39 protein-coding genes are annotated in these 25,030 nt (G+C 39.9%); 36 read left to right on the forward strand and 3 right to left on the reverse strand.

Annotated features, from left to right (window positions below; genetic code table 11):
• The first annotated feature begins 44 nt into the window (after nucleotides 1-44).
• Nucleotides 45-272: a helix-turn-helix transcriptional regulator gene (locus LG330_RS04260; protein ID WP_404407659.1), complete on the forward strand. Its 228-nt coding sequence runs from the start codon at nucleotides 45-47 to the stop codon at nucleotides 270-272.
• Between the two features lie 262 nt (nucleotides 273-534).
• Here LG330_RS04260 and LG330_RS04265 read toward each other — a convergent pair whose 3' ends face one another.
• Nucleotides 535-1,011: a hypothetical protein gene (locus LG330_RS04265; RefSeq protein ID WP_404407661.1), complete on the reverse strand. Its 477-nt coding sequence runs from the start codon at nucleotides 1,009-1,011 to the stop codon at nucleotides 535-537.
• 169 nt (nucleotides 1,012-1,180) lie between these two features.
• Between LG330_RS04265 and LG330_RS04270 the strand changes: the two genes are divergently transcribed.
• From LG330_RS04270 to LG330_RS04355, 18 genes are all read left to right on the forward strand, one after another.
• The gene (locus LG330_RS04270; protein WP_404407662.1) at nucleotides 1,181-1,450 is read left to right on the forward strand and encodes a LexA repressor; all 270 of its coding nucleotides are present in this window, start codon (nucleotides 1,181-1,183) and stop codon (nucleotides 1,448-1,450) included.
• Nucleotides 1,422-2,102, forward strand: coding sequence for an ORF6N domain-containing protein (locus tag LG330_RS04275; RefSeq protein ID WP_404407664.1), 681 nt, complete (start codon nucleotides 1,422-1,424; stop codon nucleotides 2,100-2,102). The genes LG330_RS04270 and LG330_RS04275 overlap by 29 nt, the downstream gene beginning before the upstream one ends.
• Nucleotides 2,103-2,117: 15 nt before the next feature.
• The gene (locus LG330_RS04280) at nucleotides 2,118-2,432 is read left to right on the forward strand and encodes a helix-turn-helix domain-containing protein (RefSeq protein WP_404407665.1); all 315 of its coding nucleotides are present in this window, start codon (nucleotides 2,118-2,120) and stop codon (nucleotides 2,430-2,432) included.
• A 49-nt stretch (nucleotides 2,433-2,481) separates the two neighbouring features.
• Nucleotides 2,482-3,048, forward strand: a complete 567-nt coding sequence (locus LG330_RS04285) for a hypothetical protein (RefSeq protein WP_404407667.1) — start codon at nucleotides 2,482-2,484, stop codon at nucleotides 3,046-3,048.
• Nucleotides 3,045-3,314, forward strand: coding sequence for a hypothetical protein (locus LG330_RS04290; protein ID WP_404407669.1), 270 nt, complete (start codon nucleotides 3,045-3,047; stop codon nucleotides 3,312-3,314). Before LG330_RS04285 ends, LG330_RS04290 begins: the two co-directional genes overlap by 4 nt.
• Before the next feature lie 98 nt (nucleotides 3,315-3,412).
• The gene (locus tag LG330_RS04295) at nucleotides 3,413-3,604 is read left to right on the forward strand and encodes a hypothetical protein (RefSeq protein WP_404407671.1); all 192 of its coding nucleotides are present in this window, start codon (nucleotides 3,413-3,415) and stop codon (nucleotides 3,602-3,604) included.
• A complete protein-coding gene (locus LG330_RS04300; protein WP_404407673.1) occupies nucleotides 3,601-5,583 on the forward strand; it encodes a hypothetical protein in 1,983 nt (660 codons plus the stop codon). Before LG330_RS04295 ends, LG330_RS04300 begins: the two co-directional genes overlap by 4 nt.
• On the forward strand, nucleotides 5,580-6,254 hold the full coding sequence (locus tag LG330_RS04305) for a hypothetical protein (protein WP_404407675.1): 675 nt from the start codon (nucleotides 5,580-5,582) through the stop codon (nucleotides 6,252-6,254). Before LG330_RS04300 ends, LG330_RS04305 begins: the two co-directional genes overlap by 4 nt.
• Nucleotides 6,229-7,116 (forward strand): recombinase RecT, encoded by an 888-nt coding sequence (locus LG330_RS04310; RefSeq protein WP_404407677.1) that lies wholly within the window; start codon nucleotides 6,229-6,231, stop codon nucleotides 7,114-7,116. Before LG330_RS04305 ends, LG330_RS04310 begins: the two co-directional genes overlap by 26 nt.
• Nucleotides 7,113-7,817, forward strand: coding sequence for an MBL fold metallo-hydrolase (locus LG330_RS04315; RefSeq protein WP_404407678.1), 705 nt, complete (start codon nucleotides 7,113-7,115; stop codon nucleotides 7,815-7,817). Before LG330_RS04310 ends, LG330_RS04315 begins: the two co-directional genes overlap by 4 nt.
• Nucleotides 7,818-7,830: 13 nt before the next feature.
• Nucleotides 7,831-8,055 (forward strand): hypothetical protein, encoded by a 225-nt coding sequence (locus LG330_RS04320; protein WP_404407680.1) that lies wholly within the window; start codon nucleotides 7,831-7,833, stop codon nucleotides 8,053-8,055.
• Nucleotides 8,056-8,081: 26 nt separating this feature from the next.
• Nucleotides 8,082-8,507 carry a hypothetical protein gene (locus LG330_RS04325; protein WP_404407682.1) on the forward strand — a complete coding sequence of 142 codons (426 nt, stop codon included), beginning with the start codon at nucleotides 8,082-8,084 and terminating at the stop codon, nucleotides 8,505-8,507.
• A 29-nt stretch (nucleotides 8,508-8,536) separates the two neighbouring features.
• Nucleotides 8,537-9,148, forward strand: a complete 612-nt coding sequence (locus LG330_RS04330) for a hypothetical protein (protein WP_404407684.1) — start codon at nucleotides 8,537-8,539, stop codon at nucleotides 9,146-9,148.
• A gap of 48 nt (nucleotides 9,149-9,196) precedes the next feature.
• Nucleotides 9,197-9,979 carry a hypothetical protein gene (locus LG330_RS04335; protein ID WP_404407686.1) on the forward strand — a complete coding sequence of 261 codons (783 nt, stop codon included), beginning with the start codon at nucleotides 9,197-9,199 and terminating at the stop codon, nucleotides 9,977-9,979.
• Nucleotides 9,903-10,811: a DnaA ATPase domain-containing protein gene (locus tag LG330_RS04340; protein ID WP_404409499.1), complete on the forward strand. Its 909-nt coding sequence runs from the start codon at nucleotides 9,903-9,905 to the stop codon at nucleotides 10,809-10,811. Before LG330_RS04335 ends, LG330_RS04340 begins: the two co-directional genes overlap by 77 nt.
• A gap of 1 nt (nucleotide 10,812) precedes the next feature.
• Nucleotides 10,813-11,001 (forward strand): hypothetical protein, encoded by a 189-nt coding sequence (locus LG330_RS04345; protein WP_404407687.1) that lies wholly within the window; start codon nucleotides 10,813-10,815, stop codon nucleotides 10,999-11,001.
• A 105-nt stretch (nucleotides 11,002-11,106) separates the two neighbouring features.
• A complete protein-coding gene (locus LG330_RS04350; protein ID WP_404407689.1) occupies nucleotides 11,107-11,274 on the forward strand; it encodes a hypothetical protein in 168 nt (55 codons plus the stop codon).
• A gap of 320 nt (nucleotides 11,275-11,594) precedes the next feature.
• A complete protein-coding gene (locus tag LG330_RS04355; protein WP_404407691.1) occupies nucleotides 11,595-11,870 on the forward strand; it encodes a hypothetical protein in 276 nt (91 codons plus the stop codon).
• 46 nt (nucleotides 11,871-11,916) lie between these two features.
• Here LG330_RS04355 and LG330_RS04360 read toward each other — a convergent pair whose 3' ends face one another.
• Both LG330_RS04360 and LG330_RS04365 read right to left on the reverse strand, forming a co-directional pair.
• Nucleotides 11,917-12,231 (reverse strand): hypothetical protein, encoded by a 315-nt coding sequence (locus LG330_RS04360; protein WP_404407692.1) that lies wholly within the window; start codon nucleotides 12,229-12,231, stop codon nucleotides 11,917-11,919.
• Nucleotides 12,232-12,729: 498 nt separating this feature from the next.
• Nucleotides 12,730-12,948 (reverse strand): hypothetical protein, encoded by a 219-nt coding sequence (locus LG330_RS04365; protein ID WP_404407694.1) that lies wholly within the window; start codon nucleotides 12,946-12,948, stop codon nucleotides 12,730-12,732.
• 82 nt (nucleotides 12,949-13,030) lie between these two features.
• Here LG330_RS04365 and LG330_RS04370 point away from each other — a divergent pair, with 82 nt between their 5' ends.
• From LG330_RS04370 to LG330_RS04450, 17 genes are all read left to right on the forward strand, one after another.
• Nucleotides 13,031-13,456, forward strand: a complete 426-nt coding sequence (locus LG330_RS04370) for a DUF1064 domain-containing protein (RefSeq protein ID WP_404407697.1) — start codon at nucleotides 13,031-13,033, stop codon at nucleotides 13,454-13,456.
• A gap of 4 nt (nucleotides 13,457-13,460) precedes the next feature.
• On the forward strand, nucleotides 13,461-13,634 hold the full coding sequence (locus tag LG330_RS04375) for a hypothetical protein (protein ID WP_404407698.1): 174 nt from the start codon (nucleotides 13,461-13,463) through the stop codon (nucleotides 13,632-13,634).
• Complete coding sequence (locus tag LG330_RS04380) at nucleotides 13,631-14,434, forward strand: DNA adenine methylase (protein ID WP_404407700.1); 804 nt, start codon at nucleotides 13,631-13,633, stop codon at nucleotides 14,432-14,434. Before LG330_RS04375 ends, LG330_RS04380 begins: the two co-directional genes overlap by 4 nt.
• Nucleotides 14,435-14,638: 204 nt before the next feature.
• Nucleotides 14,639-14,833 carry an XtrA/YqaO family protein gene (locus LG330_RS04385; protein ID WP_404407702.1) on the forward strand — a complete coding sequence of 65 codons (195 nt, stop codon included), beginning with the start codon at nucleotides 14,639-14,641 and terminating at the stop codon, nucleotides 14,831-14,833.
• Nucleotides 14,834-14,870: 37 nt separating this feature from the next.
• Entirely contained in the window at nucleotides 14,871-15,305 is a 435-nt protein-coding gene (locus LG330_RS04390) for a hypothetical protein (protein WP_404407704.1), read from the forward strand.
• Between the two features lie 263 nt (nucleotides 15,306-15,568).
• A complete protein-coding gene (locus LG330_RS04395) occupies nucleotides 15,569-16,048 on the forward strand; it encodes a hypothetical protein (protein ID WP_404407706.1) in 480 nt (159 codons plus the stop codon).
• Nucleotides 16,049-16,133: 85 nt separating this feature from the next.
• On the forward strand, nucleotides 16,134-16,307 hold the full coding sequence (locus LG330_RS04400; protein WP_404407708.1) for a hypothetical protein: 174 nt from the start codon (nucleotides 16,134-16,136) through the stop codon (nucleotides 16,305-16,307).
• Between the two features lie 23 nt (nucleotides 16,308-16,330).
• Nucleotides 16,331-16,744, forward strand: coding sequence for a LuxR C-terminal-related transcriptional regulator (locus LG330_RS04405; RefSeq protein WP_404407709.1), 414 nt, complete (start codon nucleotides 16,331-16,333; stop codon nucleotides 16,742-16,744).
• A complete protein-coding gene (locus tag LG330_RS04410; protein ID WP_404407710.1) occupies nucleotides 16,741-16,959 on the forward strand; it encodes a hypothetical protein in 219 nt (72 codons plus the stop codon). The genes LG330_RS04405 and LG330_RS04410 overlap by 4 nt, the downstream gene beginning before the upstream one ends.
• A 310-nt stretch (nucleotides 16,960-17,269) precedes the next feature.
• On the forward strand, nucleotides 17,270-17,710 hold the full coding sequence (locus LG330_RS04415) for a hypothetical protein (protein WP_404407712.1): 441 nt from the start codon (nucleotides 17,270-17,272) through the stop codon (nucleotides 17,708-17,710).
• A gap of 247 nt (nucleotides 17,711-17,957) precedes the next feature.
• Nucleotides 17,958-18,680: a phage terminase small subunit gene (gene terS, locus LG330_RS04420; protein WP_404407714.1), complete on the forward strand. Its 723-nt coding sequence runs from the start codon at nucleotides 17,958-17,960 to the stop codon at nucleotides 18,678-18,680.
• A complete protein-coding gene (locus LG330_RS04425) occupies nucleotides 18,680-20,002 on the forward strand; it encodes a PBSX family phage terminase large subunit (RefSeq protein WP_404407715.1) in 1,323 nt (440 codons plus the stop codon). Before terS ends, LG330_RS04425 begins: the two co-directional genes overlap by 1 nt.
• A gap of 3 nt (nucleotides 20,003-20,005) precedes the next feature.
• Nucleotides 20,006-21,538 carry a phage portal protein gene (locus tag LG330_RS04430; protein WP_404407717.1) on the forward strand — a complete coding sequence of 511 codons (1,533 nt, stop codon included), beginning with the start codon at nucleotides 20,006-20,008 and terminating at the stop codon, nucleotides 21,536-21,538.
• On the forward strand, nucleotides 21,535-22,449 hold the full coding sequence (locus LG330_RS04435) for a phage minor head protein (RefSeq protein ID WP_404407719.1): 915 nt from the start codon (nucleotides 21,535-21,537) through the stop codon (nucleotides 22,447-22,449). The genes LG330_RS04430 and LG330_RS04435 overlap by 4 nt, the downstream gene beginning before the upstream one ends.
• A gap of 69 nt (nucleotides 22,450-22,518) precedes the next feature.
• Nucleotides 22,519-23,685 carry an XkdF-like putative serine protease domain-containing protein gene (locus LG330_RS04440; RefSeq protein ID WP_404407720.1) on the forward strand — a complete coding sequence of 389 codons (1,167 nt, stop codon included), beginning with the start codon at nucleotides 22,519-22,521 and terminating at the stop codon, nucleotides 23,683-23,685.
• 29 nt (nucleotides 23,686-23,714) lie between these two features.
• A complete protein-coding gene (locus LG330_RS04445) occupies nucleotides 23,715-24,668 on the forward strand; it encodes a phage major capsid protein (RefSeq protein WP_404407722.1) in 954 nt (317 codons plus the stop codon).
• A gap of 23 nt (nucleotides 24,669-24,691) precedes the next feature.
• The gene (locus LG330_RS04450) at nucleotides 24,692-25,027 is read left to right on the forward strand and encodes a hypothetical protein (RefSeq protein ID WP_404407724.1); all 336 of its coding nucleotides are present in this window, start codon (nucleotides 24,692-24,694) and stop codon (nucleotides 25,025-25,027) included.
• The last annotated feature ends 3 nt before the right edge of the window (nucleotides 25,028-25,030 follow it).

Below are 25,030 nucleotides of genomic sequence, written 5' to 3' on the forward strand. Positions count from 1 at the left end.
CTCTAAACAAGAAGTACAAGTTATTCAGACTTGGAGGTGACAAAATGAAAAATGATCGATTAATTCAAGCTCGTCTGGAAAAAGGATTTACTCAAGAAAAACTTGGAGAAATGGTTGGTTACACCAAAGCAACTGTATCAAACTGGGAAACAGGTTTTTCTACTCCAAGAACAAAAGATGCCATCAAAGTAGCAAGAATTTTAGAAAAGGATGTTGACCATCTTTTTTATAATCAAAAAGAACAAGATTCTCATACTCATAAAATCAGCTAGAAAGGAGCAGCCATGAACGAACAGCAGATTGATTACAAAAAGTACGACATGATGCTCCCTTCACAACATAGTGAGTATCTTCAGTCAAATGAATTCATCCTATTAAAGCCACTGGAGCAACTTGCAAGAATGCACTGTCGCAAGATTCAGGAAGTACTCTCAAGTGATCGCGATCAGATGGCTATGACAACTGCTAGTCGACTTAGAAAAGTTTTAAGAGATGGTGACATCCCCTCAATACCAGTTGACTTTCACAAGTTGGTTACTTTTCTCGAAGAATCCAGCCGAAGAAGGATTCAGCTTGAAAATACTTTAAAGGCTGATACAGATGGTTCTGCTCGTTAGTCCAGGCAGGGTTGTAGTCACTAAAATATGTTTTCATCTGTGCTTCAGCATTAGCAATGACATTGTTTGGATCGTATGAACTTATATCTCCATCTAAGCCAGTCCAGACATCTAATAAGCCAAAGAGTCTCACATCAATATGTATCAGTTGATGATAATACTCTTTCGTGAAATTCGACTTTAACTGTTTGTGAAGTTCAACTGCTTTAAGTTTCTCGGAATTGAAAAGCGACAATGTTCTTTCAGCAAATTTCACTGGATTATAACGATAAACTTCACCATCTTCATCATGATAAATGGCACCACCCAGATCAGTTTTCTTGAACTCGTTATAGTCACTTTCAAAACCGAGTGGAACGCTTTGTAAATCTAATTCCCACAAGTATTTTGTCATCAAATCAACCTCGCTTTAAATGTAATACCTAAATTTTAGCACGAGATAGAAAGGAGCAACCAAATGTACGAAGCACACGAAGTACTTCAGATTCTATTCTTCGGCGTTTTCTCAGCAGTTGGTCTGACAATCGTCATCATGGATGTCTTCACTCGTAAAGGTGATCGCCGTGGAAACTAAAGTCAATGCAGCTTTAACGCCGGCTCAAAAAAAAGTATTCAGAGCAATCATCCAGTTCATGGATCAGAATCATTATCCACCAACTGTGAGAGAAGTAGCAGACCTAGCAGGGAATTTATCTACTTCTACAGTTCATGCACACATGCAAAAGATCCGTAAGAAGGGATATATCGGATTTATCTCTACGAAACCTCGCGCTTTATGGATCAACGAGAGGAGCGAAACAGCTTATGAACAGCATTCAGCCAATCACTTATAACGATCAAAGGCTTTTAACAACACAACAGCTTGCTGAATCATTCGATACAGATACAAAAACATTGGCTCGCAATTTCCAAAGAAACGTTGAACGTTACCACCAGGGCAAGCATTACTTTGCTCTTACCGGCGAACAGCTTCGAGAATTCAAAGGGTCACGTCAATTTGACGATAACCTAAAATTCACTTCAATCCTTTATCTCTGGACAGAAAAAGGAGCTTGGATGTTAGCGAAGTCTTTAAACAATGATGTCGCTTGGGATGCTTATGAAACGTTAGTTGATGATTATTATCGGGTGCAGGCTCAAGTGAAGGTGTTATCACCGGAAGAACAGTTGCTGGCAAACATGGAACTAACGATTAAGCATTCAAAGAAACTGACTGACGTTGAAAACGAAATAAAGGTGTTGACTGACAAAGTGGACAATCAAATCACGCTTGATCACGGTGAGCAAAGACGGCTTCAAAAGGGCGTCGCAAAAAGAGTTTACGCTTTAACATCTTGTGAGGAAGATCGTCGAAAACTATTCAGGGAACTGCACAGAGAAATTAAAGACCGATTCGCAGTAGGCAGCTATAAAGATTTAAAGCGTAAGGATCTGCTTAAAGCTATTAACTATATCGACAACTGGGTACCTCGCCAAGTGTCTTAAAGGAGGCCGACAAATATGAAACTTGAATTTGAACTCAATCAAAAGGATCTGGATAAGCTCCAGGAGATGTTCAATGTAGCTCTTGATCAAGCACTTGAAAGACATGCAATCAAGCAACAATTACCACCATTACTTACAATGATTCAATTTATGGAACTCTTTGACATTAGCAGGCCAAAAGCAACCGAATTAATCAATCGTAGGGATTTTCCGGTCCTTCGCAGTGCCGGTCACCCAAGAATACCGACCAAGCAACTTTTTGAGTGGATCGATCGAAATACAGAATGGACTGTGAAGGAAAGCAATCACTTAACCAAGTCCATAGTTTAATTCTAGCACCATAAATGACCGTCATGTGACGAAAGGAGAGTGTATGAAAATGGCATATTACGAGCGCAATAAGCGCGTTGGAGATGTAGTTAAGAGTTACCGTAAAGACCGTTTTACACAAACAGAACTGGCTTTAGAGTCTGACATGTCGAGAAGTGGCTATGCAGATCAGGAGAATGGAAAGGTGCTTATGTCGAACCACGTTGGAAAGGCTGCGGTGAGGATGTTCGGAGATCCTTTTATGCCGGTTGAAATGGCTCAGGCGTTAACAGGAGTTGGCCCGGTGTATTTGGATGGAGAGAACGTTGACCTACACCGTTCCAGTGTAAAAGAAAAAACTCTTAAAGAATTGAGGGATGCACTTGATCACCTTGAAGAGAATTGTCTTGCTAAACCTTTATCCAATCTCAATGAACTTGAAAGAACAGCTGCAGAAAGAACCATTATGGAACTTGCGGAAGCAAAAACCGCCTTGACTCATATGATCTCGGTTCTATGTAAAGAGTTAAATCATGATGTCACAAAGGTTTGGCAGGATCATTATCAACACCTGTTTTCTCAGAAGTACATTTCGAAGGAGAAATTCAGGTTAGTAAGAGTGGAGGCAGTGAATTGAACATATTAGATTTTCGCAGAGAGGACATATTTCAGGCAGTCAATCATGAAATTGATTATGAAAATGCTGTAATTACAATGCAAAAAGCAAAGCAGAAGGGAAAGTTTGAGCTTGCAGGCTGTTATGCAAGAATTGCAAAGCAAAGCCTAGAGAAATTAGCAGAGCTGAAGAAGCGGAAAGAGCATGATGATAACCAGGAGCGCTTGATCCAGAGGCTTGAAGAATACGGCATGGACGTAACGGAGATAAAGAATGCAGAAAAATAGACCCACAGCTGGAACTACGAGTCTACTTAAGTCCTTTAGAAAATTATACAACTTAATTATAGCAGAAGGGTCAACTTTTACAAGAGGAGGCGTGTTGGATGAACTTTGACTGCAACGGTCAAAAAATATACGAACCAAGCCCAAATGACAGTGAACAAATTCACTTCATGTATGAGTGGCTGAAAGAACACTGTGCTTCACTTGCGGGAGCCTCGGCATATGAGCAAGTTCTTGAGCAATATCAAACTACCCGCATCGAGTGGGAAACAGAAAGGTTGAGATTGGTTTGAAGAAAATCACATTGGAGAAACTTCAGCTTACTAACTTTAAAGGCGTTAAGTCATTCACACTGGATGCTGCCGGCGGAAATGTGAAGGTGTACGGAGACAATGCAACTGGCAAAACGACTTTAGCAGATGCTTTCGTATGGCTACTGTTTGATAAAGACACACGTAACCAAAAAGAGTTTGGTATTAAAGCAGTAAAAGATAACAATCAGGTCATCCATGGACTGGATCACGAAGTATCAGCAGTCTTAAGAGTAGATGGTAAAACCGTTCATCTGTCCAAGCTCTACAAAGAGAAGTGGACCAAACACAACGGCAGCAGTCTTGAAAGGGTTATGACTGGACACACCACTAAGTACACTGTGAATGGCGTGCCTCAAAGTAAAGGTGAATACACAAAGTTCATTCAAGAAATTGCTGAAGAAGAAGTGTTTAAGCTACTGACTAACCCAAGCTACTTTAATGAGCAGTTGAAGTGGGAGAAGCGCCGCGAGATTCTGATGGAAGTGTGCGGTGATGTTACGGACCAGGACGTGATCGATGCAAACGAAGACCTTGTATCACTGCTCGGTGTACTGGAAGAGAGAGCGATTGAAGATCATAAAAAGGTAGTTGCTTCATCGAAAAAGAGAATCAATGATGAACGCGAGCTTATTCCAGTCCGTATTGATGAGATTCATAAAGGCATGACCGATCTTTCAGAATTGAATGAATCAGAAATCAATGATGAGCTGCAGTTCTTTAAAACTGAGATTAACAGGCTGGAAGATCAGAAGTCAGATATCAGAAACGGTGCTTCTGCAGCTGAGAAAAAGAACAAGCTGTATGCGCTCGAAAACGAATTGCAGACGATCAAGCATAATCATTCGAAATACATGTCTGATCAAACGCTGCAGGTTGAAAAGGTACTGAACGAAGCAAATCGAGCACAGCAGAACATCCGTTATGAACTACAAGACCTTAGCGAAGAAAAGAATCGACTGAATGGCAGAGTTCAGTTTATGGAAAACGAACGAAAGCAACTGCTTGAAAAATACCATGCAGTGAACGGTCAGGAGTTTGAATTCAGTCAAGAGTGTTCTTGCCCGGCCTGCGGACAAGACTTGCCAGAGGATAAGCTAACTGCAGCACGAGAGAAGTCACTTGAGCAGTTCAATCTTTCCAAGGCAAATGAACTTGATTCGATTAAAGAAAAGGGCATCAGTCTAAAAGCAGACATTCAAAAAGCTTCTGATAGAATCGCTGAAATTAATTCCACAGTTGAACAGCGACAGAAAGATCAGCAGATCGAGGCAGATCATATTGCTAAGTATGAGAGAGAGCTTGCTGCTATCAAAGACGGGCTTGTACCGGTCGAAGATGTACCGGCTTACCAAGAAAAGCTGAATGAAATCACTTCTCTTAAAGAAGAGATCTCGAATGCAAGTGAAAGTGTTACTGATGAAATGAATGAGATTCAAAGCAAGATCGACGAGTTGAAGTATCAGGTTGAGAAGCTGCAGGTATATATGGCGAGTATTAAACAGCAGGAGCAGGCTAAGGCACGTATTCAACAGCTTGAAGATGAAGAACGGAAGCTGGCAAGACGATTTGAAAAGCTGAATAAAGAAGAATTCCTGATGGATGAATTTGTCAGGACAAAAGTGAACCTTCTTGAAGAAAAGATCAATAGTAAATTCAAGCATGCTCGATTCAAACTGTTTAAAGACCAAGTAAATGGCGGCCTTGCTGAAACATGTAAGACGACCTTCAACGGTGTGGAATACGATGCAGGCCTGAACAATGCCGCGAAAATCAATGTGGGAATCGATATTATCAACACTCTGTCAGAGCATTATGGCTTACTGGTGCCGACTTTCGTCGACAATGCGGAAGCAGTAGTTGAGATGATTTCAACGAATAGCCAAATGATTAAGTTGATCGTTTCAGGGGAAGATAAAGCGCTCCGCCTGGAAGTTGAAAAGGAGACGGTTTTAATATGAGCGGTCGAATAAATCGAGTTGGCGAACAATTTGGACGTCTTACAGTAAAACGATTTATAGGGACCAATAAACACTGGCATGGAATTTGGGAGTGTGAATGCGTCTGTGGAAATATCACAAACGTACATTATTCCAACCTATATTCCGGAATTACTAAAAGCTGCGGCTGTTTGAAAAGAGAATCGACAATTAAAAGAAACACAAAGCACGGTTTGTCTGGAGGAGAAAAGAACGCAACTCGACTTTATAGAATTTGGCTGCACATGCGTGGTCGCTGTTTAAGCATAAAAAATCTTGACTATAAGCATTATGGAGCAAGAGGAATATCTATCTGTAAAGAATGGAACGATTACAAATCTTTCTATGATTGGTCTATGGAAAGTGGATATCAAGAAAATTTAACTATCGAGAGAATTAACAATGATGGGAATTATGAACCTTCAAACTGCAGATGGGCTACTCGTAAAGAACAGGCTAGAAACACTCGCATGACTATCTATGTTGAATATGAAGGAGAAACTAAAACTCTCTGGGAGTGGGCTGAAGTTCTTAAAATTAATTATCAAACTTTAAAAATGAGGCTTCATCGTGGTTGGACAACAGAAGAAGCATTTACAACACCTTTAAGAAATAGGAGGAAACAATATGTCAAACGAATTAGCAATGGTTAAAAAAGATACGGTCGATGTAGTCGCGTTGAAGGTAAGAGAGTTTCAGGAAAAAGGGGAGCTTAACTTTCCGACAGGTTATTCTCCGGAAAACGCTATGAAATCAGCTTGGCTCATGTTACAGACCATCAAAGATAAGACAGGTAAGCCGGCATTACAGGGGTGCTCAAAGGATTCGATCGCTAACAGTCTGCTGGACATGGTAGTGCAAGGTCTAAATCCTTCAAAGAAACAAGGTTACTTCATTGTCTACGGTAATCAGCTTACATTCCAACGCTCTTATTTCGGAACAATGGCCGTCACGAAAAGAGTGACCGGCGCGAAGTCAATTGATGCTGCTGTGATCTATGAGGGTGATGAAGTTGATTACGAGATGGAAAACAGCCGCATTGTGAACCTAAAGCATAAACAGAAGTTCGGCAATATCAACAAAGACAATGTTATTGGTGCATATGCAACGATCACGCTGCCAGATGGTGAAGTGTATAACGAGCTGATGACAATTGATGAACTGCGTAAGGCATGGAGCAAAGCGCAGTTCTGGGGCAAAGATCAGGATATTGAAAAGAAGGGCAGTACACATGATGAATTTAAGCAGGAGATGGCCAAGAAAACAGTCATTAACCGTGCTTGTAAGAAGTTTATGAATTCAAGTGATGATAGTAGCCTGCTGATCGACCACTTCAACGGCTCTGATGAACGCCGTGAAGAAGCTGAGCTGTCAGAAGAGATCAATGAGAATGCGAATAAAGAAACGCTCGATCTCGAATATGAAGAAGTCATTGATCCTGATCCGGAAGATAAAAAGGAACCGGAAAAAGAGAAAGAACCAGTCGCTGCCGCAGCAGACAGTGATCCGTTTTGATCGACATTAAAGTTCTCGGATCCGGTAGTAAGGGAAACGCCTATCACATCTCAGATGGGCGTACTTCTTTACTCTTGGAAGCTGGGATAAAGTTCCGAGATATCCAAAGAAAACTAAACTTTGAGACCTCTGATATAGAAGCCTGCTTGATAAGTCATGAACACGGTGATCATAGGGCAGGACTGAAAGATGTTTTGAAAGCAGGGATCAACACTTACATGAGCGCAGGCACTGCTGAAGCGATTGGAATGGATCATCACCGAATTAAGAAGGTTGAAGCGAAGAAATCATTCAAGGTTGGCACTTGGACGATCCTGCCCTTTGATGTAGAACACGATGTAAATGAGCCATTTGGTTTCATGTTGCAAAACGAGCAGGGTGAACGGCTGCTTTTTGTAACAGATAGCTACTATGTGAAATACAAATTCAAGGATTTAACGCACATCATGATCGAAACGAATTACAGCATGAACATCCTGAAAGAGAACATTGCTGAAGGTCGGGTGCCAGCAGTACTGAAGAAGCGATTAATGCAGTCGCACTTTAGCTTAGAAAACGCATTGGACTTCTTTCGAGCCAATGACCTATCAAAGGTCCAGGAGATCTGGCTGCTGCATCTAAGTAGCAATAACTCTGACGAAGAACACTTTAAGCGTGAAGTGCAGAAAGTGACTGGCAAGATTGTAAAAATCGCAAAGTAAAGGAGTTGTCTTTTTGAATAGGAAAATACCTTCAGCAAGACACCTTTCAGATGATTTGTACCGAGTTTTAGAGACTGTTCATGCGAAGCGTTCAAAGTCTATGGGTGAGGAAGAACGCGGCAAGTATGGCATGAAAAACATCGTGAATGTGAAGTTTAACAAAAAAGAAAATTGCCTACACGTTCATTTCGATGACGGCAACTGGTGGCACTACTGCCCGGATGGGACTTGGTACTAAACAAAAAAGCAAAGAAGGTGAACAACTTGAAAACACTGACTATGTTTCAGCAAGACGACGAAATTGTTTTACAAAGAATGAATGAATTTAGCGCTGTTTTTGAAAAGCGTTTTGATACATTAAGCGAATTCTTATCTTACCTGGAGACTTACAAACTCTTTGATCAGTGGAAAAAGTACCAAATTGGTGGAGATGAAGGGTTATTACAGGCTGCTGTTGAGTTTTTAGAGTCTGATGAGGTACTTCCGGAACCGGTTGAAGCAACTATCACTATGACATTGAGAGAATTTAAAAAGCTAGAAGGCTATCAGATTATGCTTTTTGATCTTCACAAGAAATTGTCATCAGCTGTAATCAACGAGATATACAACGATGACCTAGACGTGAACGAACACGAATTTGATGTCCAAAAGCTTCAGGAGATTGCTTTAGATCATTATCACGATTGCTGACACAGGATGTGAACTCAGGAGGGTGGAAAATGGATTACTTAGATATAGCCAAAAAGGAAATTCGTGAAAGATGGTTTGCGAATCATAAAATTAAACAAATTCAAGGTCAAGCTGGTTTTCAAAAGATTGTTTGGGGTGAAGAAGGTTCAAGTTTTTATCAAATCAATTACGTGTTATCCGGCAACATGGTTTTCATTAGCGGAGATTTAGGAACCGCTGCATACTCTTTAACTTGTTCCGCGACCATAGACAACATTGCAACCTCTGATCTATCTTATTTCACTGGAAAACTGACAGCTCACGAAAGAGATAAATACGAGTTTGATGAAAAATTAGCAAGAAACCAAATAAAAGAATACGTTCTGGACTGGTGTGAAGCTGAGAAGGTAAGTGAGCTGAAGAATGAAGATAAAGAGTTATTAAATAACCTTCTTTCAGAAACATCACAGTGGAGCAATTGCCAGCATTTTTCTACTGGCGTGTATGCGATCTATCAAGATTCAAATGTTGATTGGTTTGATGGTGAATCAGCTAGCTGCATTGCAGACTGTGGGAGCAGACTTTCATATTCAGTAATTGCTTATTGGTTAGGTTTGAAGATGGTTATTGAGCTTCTAAAGAATAAAGAGAAAACTGCTTAAATAGTAATTCGATTATTAAAATAATCAATCAAAACAGGAGGCGATCCGGTGGCTGGCGGGGCTTTTCAGATCAGTAGAGAGATATTTGATAACGATATATGGCAGGACCCGATTAAGTTCCGGATCTTCTTCTACCTTGTAGGAAAAGCAGTATTTGATGAAAGAGGGGTACAGCAGGCCGGGATCACATTGAAGAGAGGTCAATATCTGCGGTCGCTGTCAAAGCTTCAACACGATTTATCATACAAAGAAAACAATTCAGTGGCTGAAATTCCTTTGACGACGCTGAGAAGGAAGCTGGATGAATTGGAGAATGAGGGACGTATTGCACGAAAACAGGTCAGAATCGGCACGGTATTCACGATAAACAATTATTACGCTTACCAGGGCTTGCAGAATTACTCAAGGACTGAAGTTCAGGAGGAGAAACCGAAGCAGGTACCTTCTCCCCCACCTCAGTTAGAACAACCGAATAACTTAAACAAACAGCAGGAGCTCTTAAACAAGTTCATTCAGCTGAGAAACAAAGGAATAGAGACTACGCCGAAAGACCAGATGGCTGCTGAAAAGATATTGAAAGACATGCCTTTATCAGATGCGCTTCACTGGCTGGAAGAACGGTTTAAAGCATATCAACCAAAACACAGTTTTGATCAAATAAAAGCACTTGAGTATTGCGCCGGATGGATGCTGGATCGATACCAGGAATCACAGCACTCAAAAAATGGAGGTGGTACATATGGCGACAAAAAGCATGGCAGAAGTATTGGAGAATCTCAGGAACCGTCAATCACAGGAGGGCGCACCGGCCGTATCAGAAGAAAAGGTTAACTGCAGCAAGTGCCACGACAAAGGTGTAGTGATCTACAGGGTACATGAGGACACAGAATGGGAGGAATACCATCACACAGAAGGTAAACGGGTTATCACTTATCACAAACCGAGAGAAATGGTTTCAGAAGATGATTTCTTTGCAGGTAAGGTATGCGGTCCAGATCGAGCGCGAGAGTGGAGAATGACTTATTCAATTGTCTGTCAGTGCATGGTGGAGCGTAAAAAATCAAGGCTTCTCAAATCCAGCGAGATCACTGAAGAATTTAAAAAACTCGGTTTTGGCAATTTCCGCACTGAAGGTAAAGCGCCAGTTATTGCTGAAGCGAAAGAAGCTGCTCTTGAATACTACAAAGACTTCGAGGAGATCAGAGGCACTCGCTTTAACAGTATTGCACTGATTGGTCAGCCAGGGGCCGGTAAAACACATCTGCTCACAGCGATAGCAAATAACCTGATCTTGAAGAAGCTTGTGAACGTACAGTACTTCCCATATGTAGAAGGGTTCAATGATCTCAAGGATGACTTTGACAAGCTGGAAACCAAAATGAAGCATTTAAAGGATGTTGAGGTCCTTTTTATCGACGATCTATTCAAACCCGCCAGAGGAAAACCTCGTGCGACTGAGTGGCAGGTAGAGCAACTATATGCGGTCATCAATTACAGATACCTGAATCATAAACCGATCATGATTTCTTCAGAGCTTGATGTGGATCAGATTATAGATATTGATGAAGCACTGGGTACCCGAATTTATGAAATGTGCAGCAATTATACAGTGGTCATCAAAGGTGATCGCAAAATACTGAACCATCGATTGGAGGGGTTATAGAATGTGCGCTCATTGCAACGGTGAAGGAGCAATCCATAAGTTTCACACATTTGGCTACGAAACGATTCCTTGTCCGAATGAAGTCTGCCAGCAACGCAATCTGAGAGAATACGAGGCTAGCAGGAAAAGAGTTGCTGCTAAGCTTCGAGAAGCTGAGAAGCGGTTCGGTGTGAAAGTTAGTGAAATGTAATGGATACATTTCTTCGAAAAGTACTTGAAGAAGCTGAACGATTAGTAAAGGACTCAGCTAAATATCCTGAACTTTCAAAAATAATTAAGCAAAAGGGGCGATCAAATGTTACTCAGACAAGCAGTTAATCAATCACATGCAATTATGGCACAGTCATTCAGGCAGGAACTACTGGCAGCAGGTATTACTGAAAACAGAAAAGGCATGCGTATTCAGGATTTAGACTACTACGAGCTACGCAACATGGTTGCGATTAATGCTCTGAAGAAGTAGGAGGGTGGACATGGGGGATCTGATTGGATTAACAGTTGTGAACAAAGAAAAGCAGCAGGGCATCATCTTATCTTGTAAAAGAATCTGGCAGAGTGAAAGGCTTTATAGTCAATTTCTATAATCCGTCACAGGGTTGCTACTTCAAGCAGTTTGCTAGTTTTTATGAATTACAAAGTGTTAGAGAATCCGAAATTGATCACTGTGAAACGCATTTAGATAGCGAATCGCTTTATGATCTGCGCTACATAAACCGGATTCTTGCAGTGAGGACGAATGATAGAAGCTGGTATGAAGAACAGTTTAAGTAAGGAGGAACAAAGATGAAAGATGCATGGGTGTTGCGTTTGAAAGAGGAATCGAAAGAAGAAGACATGAAAGGTGATTACTATCTCAGTGATGATGAAGTGGATTTTCTCACTAGAGATTTAAGTGAGGCGACAATCATTTCTAATAAAGATAAAGAAATTGAAAGCATGAAGGTTCATGAAGAAGTGATGAATAATAAATTCGGCGATAGTGCTGTAGTGAACTTCGGCTACACGAACATTATGAAGAATTTTGATTTTGTAGAGGTAGTGATCGAAGAGGTGGATTAAACATTTGACACATTACGCGAAATAAAAAAACTCGTATAAACGAGTTTTAATTGATCATTTGTTTTATCTCAGAAAGGTTTTGAGTAGCTTTTTGATAATCCATATTAATCCCGGTTAAAAATTCAAAAGTAGGATCTCCAAATGATTTCATTTTCAATAAATAAAAAGTTGATGGTTTCTCATTTTTTATAATGGCCATTATTTCTGACGTAGGAAGGTTTATGGACCTAGTACGAATTCGTAAGAAGTTTTTTAAAAACATTTTTACGGTTAATACTTCATTATTTTCATCCTTAATTTTTATCATTAGTCTATCAAATTTATCTAAAGCTTCTTTCAAATCAGGTTCATGATATGCCATTTCAAAACTCCTTTTTAAATGTAGACTGATTAATACCTATTAGCTTATTTCTTATTAATCACAATCAGTTTTAGTTATTGAATCAGTTAATAGCTTTATGTCGCTAAGAATTAAGTCTTTGATTCTTGTGTCGGTACATTTGTAATAATCGTCAACCAATCGATTTAACTCGCAGTATATAAGTAACATTGAATCTTCCTTTATATAGTTCGTTTGCAATCATTCAATTATAGGTCATATGGCACTTGAAGGGAAGAGATTTTTAAAATAAAAACTAAATTTCGATAAAAATACCGAAGAAACCACGTTTTAAAGGAGGAAATGGTGAGATGGGTGGAACAACCTTCAGTATGTCATACAAATAGTTACATGCTACTAAACACGCATTGAAATATTACATGATGCGTCCAGGTATAAGTGAAGCGGATAAGCAGAGCGAACAAGCTCTGCTGGAGAAAGTACAGGGAGAAATTGCTTTGATGAAGGAACGTTATCAGATTAGCGGAAAAACTCATAAAAGCCCATCTCCATAGGTATAGCCCATATATAAGCACCTAGCAATGCAGCTGCAGTCACTAGAAAATTCAAAATCGATTTTGGCAGCATACCAAAAATCAAACGGGCTATACCTGCAGTAATAAACATAGATACAAACAAAATAATAATCGGCCATACAAATTGCATTGAATTAAAATCTACACCTTCAGTAATATCCATACCGTTTCTCCTTTTATTGAATAGTTAAATGTTACCACTTTAAAAGGAGATTTTCACTACAAATTTCATTGGAGTTGTCTTTATGAGGAAACCAAAGTACGGAAACAAAAAAGTCGCAGTGGATGGAATCAATTTTGATTCTACCCTGGAGGCTCGGTATTACAAGCAGCTGCTGTGGGCGCAGGAGCATGAGGATATATTGATGTTCCGCATCCAGCCAGTGTATATGCTGCAGGAGGGTTTCGAAAAGAACGGTGTTAAGCATAGGAGAATTGATTACATTGCAGATTTCGAGGTTCATAGAAAAGATGGATCTATTGAGGTCATTGATATAAAGACGACCGGCACAAAAACGGAAGTCTTTAAGATTAAGCAGAAACTATTTGAAAAGAAATACCCACATAAGTTGATCTTACTTACATACGATCAGCGCGAAGGTGGATGGATTGAGCTGGATAAGCTGGAAATGGCATTACGGATGCGACGGAAAGCACTCAAGAAAGGATGATAACATGTGCCGGATTGTGACAGAGCATAAGGCTGAGGGAACTGATCGTGAATTACTTGCAGTCGTAACAGTGTTTGAAGAAGTCATTAATAAACAGGCAGTCAAAAAGCTTAATAGATTTTCACATAAACGATTAGTGCTGATTGATCGGGCAGAGGTATATGAGGTGAAGGCATGAAGCGGATTTTAAATTATCCAGGTAGCAAGTGGAGTATGGCCAGTTGGATTATTGATCACATGCCACAACATGAAGTTTACCTAGAACCATTCTTCGGATCCGGAGCCGTCTTTTTCAATAAAGCACCAGTGAAGATTGAAACAATAAATGACCTTGATAGTAGAATCGTAAACTTGTTCCGAGTGATTCGGGATCATCCTGAGGAACTCTCAAGATTGGTAGCTTTTACTCCTTTATCAAGAGAAGAGTACAAACGCAGTTATGAAGTACATCCGGATCCACTTGAAGATGCTCGGCGTTTTTTAATTCGTTGCTGGCAGGCGATCGGAGCAAAGACCTCTGACATTACGGGATGGAGAGCTTCAATATCAGCAAACAGTCCAAATAATACAAAGCAGTGGGATGCAATACCTGCAGTTATTACAGAAGTGGCCAGTCGATTGAAGAACGCTCAAATAGAGAATCAGAATGCACTGCAATTGATTCAGCGCTATAACCGAGAGAACGTACTAATTTATGCGGATCCTCCTTATGTAAGGTCTACACGTACAAATCGGCATTACGCTCATGAAATGGATGAGCAGAGTCATATGGATTTACTAGAAGTTCTTAGAGATCATGAAGGACCAGTCATTCTATCGGGTTATGATTGTGAATTGTATCAGCTGTATTTAAAAGATTGGAAGGTCGAAGAAATGATTGTATCTGCAGAGGCTGGTGCAAAGAAAAAGGAAAGTTTGTGGTTGAATCCGTTTGCTGCAGAGCAAATGAGGCAGATGAGTTTGTTTGATATTAAATAGTAGTGGTCCAAGGGCTAGTGTTGTAGGCTCAGCAACAACACCTGTTGAGTGCATAACCATACTGAATATTTTGAAGTGTGACTACATTACATTGATGGCTCTTAGCAACATTGGTGACTGTATCGATTACATCAAAAAAGCCGGAATCTCTCCCGGCGCTAAATAAAAACTCGACACTTTTATTATAGCACGGGAGGGAATTTTATGAGGATGAAAGATCTAAAAATAGATGGTAATGGCTGTCTTTATATTGATATAATGGAACTAGATAACTGTGCTGTGATTATTGATAAGGGAAAAGCTAAATATTTTAAACTGGTAGAGCATGGCGAAGCTGTTATAACAACTCATCAAGGCAAAGTTAAAAGGGTGAACTATAAAGAGGGGGAAGAGTTTTAGGATCTCCACTTCATTAGTTTTAAGGGAGTCATTACTTATGAATGAAAAAAAATATTTTACTAAACAACATTTTACTAAATATATTGATATTCAAAGTATTAGCAAAGAATTTAATAATACTCTTTATGAATGTAATGTTTGTAAAAGAACTCAAATTACATTAGCAAATGATCTAATCATACATTACTCTAAGTCCGACTTGCTTAAAATGGCGAAAGATTTAGAAGAGAATTTAGAATACGCAAAGTATAAAGCCCAAATATCTTTACCTATCTATGCTATTTGCACTTCACTTTTAATTGCTTTATACAGCTTACAAGAAAAATCAATTTATATTCTATCTGCTTTTGTGTTTGGAATATTATTAACATCTTTTTTAATTTTTAATAAGACGATTAATAATGATTACCAACGTAAATTCAGATTGAAGAAAATTTTCTCTGTCGCTTTAGAATTAGTAAATAATGAATAGTAAATAAAGCTTAAAACAAAAAAATTAAATAAATCACATAGAAATCAAGAAATTTGTTAAATGATTTCATGCTAGTTCTACTAGCTTAGTTGTGTATCAAAAGTCAAAGTAGGATAAAACAGGTGAAGTTTGAAGAGGAGGGAGGAATTTAAATTTTTAACGGTGTTAGTACCTTTACAATATACTCATTATTATTAATTATAGTTATTTTGTTTTCAATAATAATTACAGATAGACCTTCACTCTTTTCCGAAAACCAAAATTTGATTTTCGACAGTAACTTTTTAGGATCTTTTTCCGCAGCATTACTAACAGGATTAATTGCTATATGGGTAATGAGAAGACAATTAAAATATGATGAAGCAAAAGAAGAAAGAATTGAGAGTAAAAATTTTTTGAAAGTCCTTACTCTTATTAAGAGCAAGGGAGAATCTTTCCACAGTTCTGGAATATTAATTGTAAGTTTTTATTATGAAGATAACCATATGGTTAGAGGTTCTTTAAAACTTTTGAAAGAAATTAATGCAGAATTTAATTCTATTGATCATGGAAATGTACCTCAGGAGTACTATGAACAATTTATTTCTCTGATCACCTATCAAAACAATATTTTGAAGAATATTCTAGCAGGCATCAACAAAACTCATGGAAGTGAAGGTAATAGTGAGATGCTAGATGAGTATAAAATAATGATTGAAAATTTCATTCTCTTAGAAGATGAAGTTTCGAAGAAAATTAAATAGTCCTACCAGCCCACTGGAGGACACAGACCGAGAGCATAGTGCTCTTAGTTTGTGTCCTCTTTTTATTTGAAAAGGAGATGATCAGATGGACCAGAAAGCGAAAGAGCAGTTGAAAGAATTTAAAAAACGGTTTAATCAGGATGCAACAGTTAAGAAGCCTAAGAAAAAGAAAGGTCTGTCTGATCGTGATCTCCGGGAACTGATGGGAGTGGACAGACCTACATACAGCAGACATAACGGGGCAATGCGTCAGCGATAAGATTTCTGAGGGGGAATGGGTTCATGAATAAAGAGCAGATTAGTAAAACATTGAGAGATTACGCTTGGATGATGAATAGTATTATGATGATCGAATCTGATTTAAATCAACACGATTCCAAGGTGACTGCTCTGTATGGCTTAGAGGCTGCTATGCCTAAAGCAAAAGGAGATCCATCTGATCCGGTATCTAAGGAAGTATGTAGACGCGAAAAGAAATGGAACCGACTTGAAAGGTATAAGAATCGCTGTGGATTTATTACTGACCGCATGCACCGAATCACTGATGACCGAGAGCTTGAAGTGCTACATCTCATTTTAGATGGCTTCTCCAATAGAAAGATTGCACGACATATGGGCTTCAGTCATACTCATATCAAGCGCATACAGGATAGTATTGTAGATAAATTAGATGATGATGGGAGGATAGCTGTATGAACATATATCATGAGATTGATCAAAACATAAAACGCTTTATCAATGATAACTGGAAGGTCACTGCTGTAGTAATGACACCGGATTACTTAGAGGCTATAGAAAAACATAACCCTGTATCAATGCCTAAAGAAGTTGAACCTGAGATCATGGGGATTAGAATTAAAACAGATGAAACCGTGAAACACCTTCGATATGAAGTAGAACCCTTGGCATAGGTTCCATATGTTCCACTTGTTCAACATTTTATTTTTGTATAAAAGCCTGTGTAAAATGTGGGTAGGTCGGACGGTCCGAAGTGAAGCGCACATATCAATGTGGTGAACGGACTAGGGAAACCTTAAGACCTTTAACTGCTATGCGCTACTATGGTTGGTAAGCCATAGCAAAAATGCTTCAAAAGCCATTCGATTCCGGATGGCTTTTATAAAAAATCTGTTCGCGTTTAAATTGTATTAAAATGAAATAATTGGAGGAATAATAAGTTTTTCGTCGAAATAGATCTTAAATACATGTGGAGGTGTTTCAATGGAAAAAGATGTTGAATATAAGAAAACAATAGAAATAGTATTAGAAAAGCATTTTAACAACTACAGTTATTCGAATTTCAATCCACTATTGGTATTGAAAGATATTTTTGGTGAATATGAATATGTCTTCTCCGATACAATTTATGCTCGACATCCTGATGGTGAAAGATTTTACGTTATTCATGGTAATTTCATCAGCGAAGTTTGGCGAAATCAAGGTAAGTTTAAAATCAAATCAAGTCACTTATCCGGTGCCGAGTTAGATGTTACAAAAGAACATCAATTTCACAGTGGATTTGAATTAAACATTCATTTAGCGAATCAAGAAATAATTACATTTAATGCTCGTTCAATGTTTGGAAATGAAACTAATCAAGTTGTTGAAGATCACGCTCAACTATTTGAAGATATTTACCGACACATCTTAAAAGTTGCTTAAGCATCCTTCGGGGTGTTTTTTTAGTGGAGAAATAAATCATCAATGAGAGTGATAGACATTAAAAGGAATTCAGTAATGACGTTTGAGACTGCAGGCAGAACGTGGTCCGGCAGATGTCAGATTGTCATGGATGATTTAAGAGAAGAGCAGCTGTTCAGCGTGCGGGGCTTCCAAGGCTTTCGCTATCGATTGTAGTAGGCTTTCCAAAACAAACAATACACCTTGGGGGTGGCGGCGGTGATATGACGTGGCTGAAAAGTACGTAAAAGCAGAGAACGATTATGTAAGCGGCATGAAATATAAAGATATTGCTGAAAAGTACAACGTTTCACTGAACACAGTGAAGTCTTGGAAAAAGCGATATGGCTGGTCGAGAGAAAAGGGTGCACACAAAACAAAAGGGGTGCACACAAAAAGAGAGACCAGGGGCGCACCCAAAAGAAATCAGAATGCTGCAGGTCACGGGGCGCCAGCTAGAAACCAGAACGCCTCAAAACACGGTTTCTTTTCTAAGTTCATGCCTGAAGAAACACTTGAGATCATGGACAGCATGAATGAAAGTTCTCCTGCAGATTTAATGTGGGATCAGATACAGATTCAATATGCTGCTATTATCCGAGCGCAGAAGATCATGTTCGTTGAGAGTAAGGGCGAGATGATCAAGGAGCTTAAACGGAGTAAAGAAGAGTCGAATGAATTTGCATCTCTATCAGAAGAAGAGTGGGAGTTCCAGTTTGCTTGGGATCGCCATGCTACCTTCCTAAACGCTCAATCACGGGCCATGGCAGAATTGCGTTCAGCTATTAAGCAGTTTAACGAAATGGCCCATGAGGATGACGAGAGAAGACTTCGCTTAGAGCAGATGACACTCAACATTGAAAAGACTCGAATTGAGACAGAGAAGATCCAGAACAAGGATAGTGAAGGTCCTATTGAAATCATGATCAGCCGAAAGAAGCGTGATTCCTGATGGTTGCTATCCAAAAGGAAGTTAACCCACACTTTGAAGATTTCCTTTTCGACTGGAATCAGAAGTTTCAATTCTTAGTTGGGGGCTATGGCAGCTCAAAGAGTTATCATGTAGCTTTGAAAATTATATTAAAGCTACTTGAGGAAAAGCGAACGGGTTTAGTGGTCAGGGAAGTGTATGACACTCACCGTGATTCAACCTTTTCTTTACTAGAAGAGATCATTGAAGATCTTGGCTTGAGCCATAAGATAAGATGTATGACATCACCAATGCAAATCAAATTCCCTAATGGTAGTAAGATCATTTTCAAAGGGATGGATAAGCCGGTTAAGTTAAAATCGATCAACAATATCTCATTGATTTGGCTTGAAGAGTGCTCAGAGATCAAATATGCAGGATTTAAAGAGCTTTTGGGACGTCTCAGACATCCGACATTGAAATTGCACATGATCTTATCGACTAACCCGGTAGGAGAAGATAACTGGACGTTTACACACTTCTTTAAAGATGATCGTAACAAGCGCCTTGTACTTGATGATCAAGTGTTATATGAGCAACGTACTGTTGTCGTAAAGGACACCTATTATCATCACTCGCAGGCAGATGACAATCTGTTTCTGCCTCAATCATATATTGATCAGTTGGATGAACTGGCTGAATATGACCCTGACCTTCACCGTGTAGCGCGGAAAGGTCATTTTGGCGTTAATGGGGAGCGGGTGCTGCCACAGTTTGAAGAACGGCCGCATGAAGAAGTGATGGATACTATTAAAGGCATAAAACAAAAACTTCTTCGCAATGGCATGGACTTTGGTTTCGTTGATTCATACAACGCTTTAATCAGAATGGCGGTCGATCATGAAAAGAAATACTTATATATCTACTATGAGTATTACGACAAAGGCAAGACGGATGATCATACAGCAGATGACCTTGAAGATCTGATTCCTAAAGACATCGAGATTGTTGGGGATTCAGCAGAGCCGAAAACGATTAAATATTATAGGCAACGCGGCTTCAACATGAGGGGATCATATAAGTTTTCAGGTTCCAGGTTGCAGTACACGAAAAAGGTCAAACGTTTCAAAAAGATTATCTGTTCTGATCAGTGTCCGAATACTGTATTCGAACTGAAAGACTTAACTTATAAAGTGGATAAGCAGGGCAGGATCATTGAGGATGAATTCAAGATTGACCCTCATACACTGTCTGCTATTTGGTATGGGCTTGATGATTACGATGTAGGTGATCTCAAAGACACGACAGCTGTTGAAAGAGTTAGAAGCGATAAACGTGAAAGACCTGTTAGAAGGAGGGGATAACGCATGACTCAGCAACAGAAAATGAACGTCAGGGTAATTAAAGCAGATGCAAGTGCATCTACAAAGAAGCTATATGAGGACAGCTTTCTGGATGCTTACGGTAAAGACATCATTGAACCTCCTTATAACTTGAAGGAACTGGACTTAATAGCTGAGTATTCAACGATTATGCAGCAGTGCATTGATGCTTATAAAACGAACATTGTAAACTTTGGTTTTTCTCCTGAGTATTCATTTGATTATAATGCGGATGAAGTTACTGATGAAAAGAAAAATACTGCGGATTCTCAATGGACTCAGCTAGAAGAGTTCATTAAGTACATCCACTATGATGAGCCAGCAGAAACAATCTTTGATTACGTAATTGAAGACCGGGAGAGCACTGGAAACGGATATATTGAAGTTTTAAGAGACGGATTGAACAGACCTTCTGGAATTGAACATGTGAAAGCTGTCGATATGAGAGTCTGTGCCTTCACTCCTCCTGAAGAAGTGAAGATCCAAGTTGAAGAAAGAGGTCAGCCAAAACAGATTAAGCGTTGGAGAAAGTTTCGAAAGTACGTTCAGATGGTCGGTACTCAGCGAGTTTACTTCAAAGAATATGGGGATCCAAGAATCATGGATTCTCGGACCGGTAAATTTGATGACAACACTCCTGAGAATCTCAGGGCAACTGAGATTGTTCACTTTAAGATTGGTTCAGGGGTTTATGGTAAGCCGCGATGGATCGGTAACATTGTGAATGTTTATGGTGCACGTAAAGCTGAAGAATTGAATCTTCTTTACTTCAAACAAGGTAGACATATTCCAGCTGCCATTACCGTCGAAAATGGAATGTTATCTGATGAGTCCTACACTCAACTGCAGGAGTACATGAATGGTCTTGAAGGTAGCGACAATGCCCATAAGTTTCTCCTATTAGAAGCAGAAGGGCTTGAAACTACAAGTGATTCAGGACAGGAGTCTCCTGCTAATGTAAAGGTGACGATAAAATCATTAGCCGAAGTCCTGCAGCAGGATGCCTTGTTCCTTGAGTATGATGAGGCATCAAGGAAGAAACTGAGGTCATCATTCAGACTGCCGCCTCTCTATACCGGTGAAGCAGATGATTATAATCGGGCCACTGCTGACACTGCAAGGAAGATAACTGAGGAGCAAGTATTTCAGCCGGAGCGGTCAAAAATATTCCGAAAGCTAAATACTCTGTTTCTTCCGGACTTGGATTTATCGTTGGTTAAGCTCGTTTTAAAGGGACCAGACTTCAGAGACCCTATCGAGACAGCGAAAGCACTTTATCCATTGATCAGCGCAAAGGCTCTATCTCCAAATGACTTGAGAGACCTTGCTGGTAGAGTCATCGGTAAATCACTTGAAGAGTTTCCGGAAGAAGAGTTTGACCGTCCTTACATGGGACAGAACGATGGAAATAATGAGGCACAGCCACTCAATACAATTGCTAAAAGTAAGAACAGCTCAGATCAACTGATTAATATCATGAAGGATATGAGAGATGTTTTAGAGGGGCTCAAACAATGAGTAAAATAAATCAACTGATTCAGGACATTAATGAATTCATTCAAAAGTCATCTGACAGTTCAATCAGTGATGTTACAGCTGATTACCCTGGAATCGAGTTCTTAGATGAACAGGTTGAGCAGTTTGAGAAGAAAGTGGCAAAGCTACTCAGGAATCAGAGGAAATACTTCATTGAAGCACTTGCAGCGTTTGTATCGAAAGACGAAGATACAGAAACGCTCGGTGCTTTTCTTTCGTTCGTACAGCAGAATCTATTTGCTGAGGATGAGTTTGCACAAGAATTTGGAGAAGAGGCTGCTGCATTTCTTTCCACCACGATCAAAGATCTAACAGGGTTAATGATGGATTCAATTGATAAGGATGTGCAATTTGAAGTCTTATCTCAACGGACTGTCACCTGGATAGAAGAATGGTCAGAGGACTTGGGAGAACTAATGCAGTTAAATTCCCATAACGCAGTTGAAAAGATTCTCTCTGAAGCTATACAAAACGGTGATTCAATCGCGGATATTGAACTGAAACTAAAAGACCTTCCAGAGTTTGATCGAGCAAGAGCAAGACGTACTGCAATCACTGAGGTATTAACTGCTTCGAGTAGATCACAATGGGAGTCTTATATGCAGAGCCCGGCGGTGATCGGCAAGCGATGGAAGCACAGTGGTTCTAAAGGAATTAATCCTAGACAGAACCATATGGAGCTAGACGGCACCGTAGTTGGCGTGGATGAACTGTTTGTTATACCTGGTAGCGGTGAGACTTGTCAGTATCCAAGAGATATTTCTCTCACAGCCAGAGAAAGAGTGAATTGTCACTGCGCTCTTGGACCGGTTACTGATGAGAGCATACTGGGGCTAACTAAAGAAGAGAAAGAAGAGATCCGGCAACAGGTATTGCTTGAGTTAAATGCTTAATTGGAGGAGGTAGCTTATGTGCAGCACTTTTAATAAAATTCAACGTACTTTGAGAGGGGGTGAAAAACAATGCCAAGAGAATTAAAGAACGCTCAGATCACTCATGTCAGCTACGTGGATAAGGGTGCCAATCAAAAGAAATTCTTCATTACCAAGTCTGAAGAAAATCCTGACTTCCAGAAGGAAGTGAAGATCGTATCCAAGTCAGATGAGCAACAATTGGTTTACGGAATTGTGTATGAACCGGACGTTGAAGATTCTCATCAGGATTACATGACTGCTGAGGAGATCGAGAAAGCGGCTCACGGCTTTCTAAAGGATGCGCGGAACATTGACACTCAACATGACTTCAACGCTGGTGTAGGTGAAGTGGTAGAGTCCTATGTTGCGCCTGCTGACATTGAAATGAGCGGCGAAACGATCAAAAAGGGTTCCTGGATTCTAGTTACTAAAGCTAGTGACGATATTTGGGAGCAGATTAAAAAAGGTGACATTACAGGGTACAGCATGGCCGGTACAGCTGAAGTGATCCAAAAAGAAGATAAGCCTCAGTCGTCATCTAAAGGTGATGAAGCGGGGCTTTTTAATTTGCTTAAAAACTTCTTCGTTGGCTCTGATCAAATCAAAAAAGGTGAAGTTCAAGAGAAATATGATCGTGATCGTCGAAGAAGAGAGTTTTGGGCAGCTCAGGACGCACTGAACACTGTCATCTTTAATTGGGATGACTGGGATAGGGAGCTCGAAAAGGACCCTGAAAAGATTCGAGAGGCTCTTGAAGATTTCGTGAATATTGCTCAGCAGGTGCTGCTGGCAGAAGATCTGATGAAAGAGCTTGGAGAGCCCCCGGAAGAAATCGAAAAGGCCGGGAAGAAAATCTCTAATGCCCGCATGAAAAAAATTAACGCTGCTTTTGATGCCTTAAAAGACTTAAAAGCAGAAGTTGAATCCGAGGAGGAAGAAGAAGTGAAAAAAGAAGATATTGCTAAAGCAGTAGAAGAAGCAATGAAGCCGTTAAACGATCGACTGGACGCAATCGAAAAGAATGAGAACAAGCAAGCTGATCCGGCTGAGGATGATATCAAAAAGCAGATTCAGGATGCTGTAGCTGCATCAATCAGTCCATTGTCTGACCGTCTTGATAACATCGAAAAAGCTCGTGGGTCATCTCAGCAAAGGCAAGCTGACCCAGCACCGACTGAAGAAGTAACTAAGGGCTATGCCCGTCTATTCCAATAAACTTTTTGCAATAAGAGAGGATGGTATAAATGCCGACAAATCAAGAACTATTAAACAAGCAAGATCAGGTTCAATCTATTAAAAAGAACCTGGATATTCCGATGGGAGTAAGTGACGCTGAAGCGTTCCTTGTTGATACCGTCAACAATGCTTCAACACTACCTAAACTTAATCCTTTATTCAAAAATGTTCCTGCAGGTAATATTGATGTGCTTTCGGTTGGACGTCGCAAACTACGTCAGGCAGGTAAGAACGATTCGCCAACAGGTACAGGGGCAATTGGTGACCGCCAGATTCCATACGCTGTTAAAAAGGTCAAGTGGGATGAATGGTTACAGAATGATGATGTGTACTACTCACTGACTGGCCGTGGCGACAATGTTGAACAAAAAGTAATCACTATGATCCAGCAACAGTTTGGTGTTGACCTTCAGGATCTGATTTTCAATGGAGACACAGCTGCCACTGTTGATGATGGGGCAGGCGGAACTACTGCAGATCCGTTCCTATCAATCATTGACGGCTTCGTAAAGAAAATGAAGGCTTCAACGAATGTAACGGATCTTGCTACAGAAGAACCAACGATCCTAGACTTTGTAAATCACATTCAACTGCTGCCTGAACGCTATAAGAGCTTCCAGGATATCGCTTGGTTTATTACTCAAAAAACCAACGACAAGCTTGTTGCGATGGTTTCTAACCGCCAGACAGGATTTGGTGATGCTGTCCTTCAGGATGGAAAAATCACTCGTCTTGCAGGTTATGAAGTGGAAGTGGTTTCTGAGTTGCAGAGCGGTTTTGCGGCACTTACTCCACGTAGTAACCTAAAGCCAGTATTTACACGTCAACTTCGTTACATTCGTACTGCTGATGGTGCAACTGCAGCTGCTAAAGATGCAACGTACCATGTACTTTATGGATATCTTGATGCGGTTGTACGAGAAGTACCTGCAGTAGCATACATGACTGGCGATAAACTATAAAAATCGAACAGGAGGTAAAGATCATGCCTTACATTCAATATAAAGAAAAAACAGGTGTCCTTCATGTAGGTAAGGGGCGCTTTTTTTATGCCGGTATTCCGGTAGAAGTGACAGTTGATGAAGAGAAAGAGCTGCTTAAAAAGCATTCTGCACTCGAAAAGACTGAACCTGAGACAGACACAGGTTCAGGACAAAATCAGAATGAGGATGACGCTGACAAGCATACTGAAGCTAGTCTGAAAAAGCTTTCTGCTGATGAACAGAAAGCACTCATTGAAGAGTTTGAAGGCGACGTTGAATCTACAAAAAATGCTGAAGAGAGAATCGCACTGATCCTTAAGCTTCAAGATAAGGAGTGATCG

This window comes from Jeotgalibacillus malaysiensis (assembly GCF_044789845.1).
In the GTDB taxonomy this organism is placed as follows: Bacteria; Bacillota; Bacilli; order Bacillales; family Jeotgalibacillaceae; genus Jeotgalibacillus; species Jeotgalibacillus malaysiensis_A.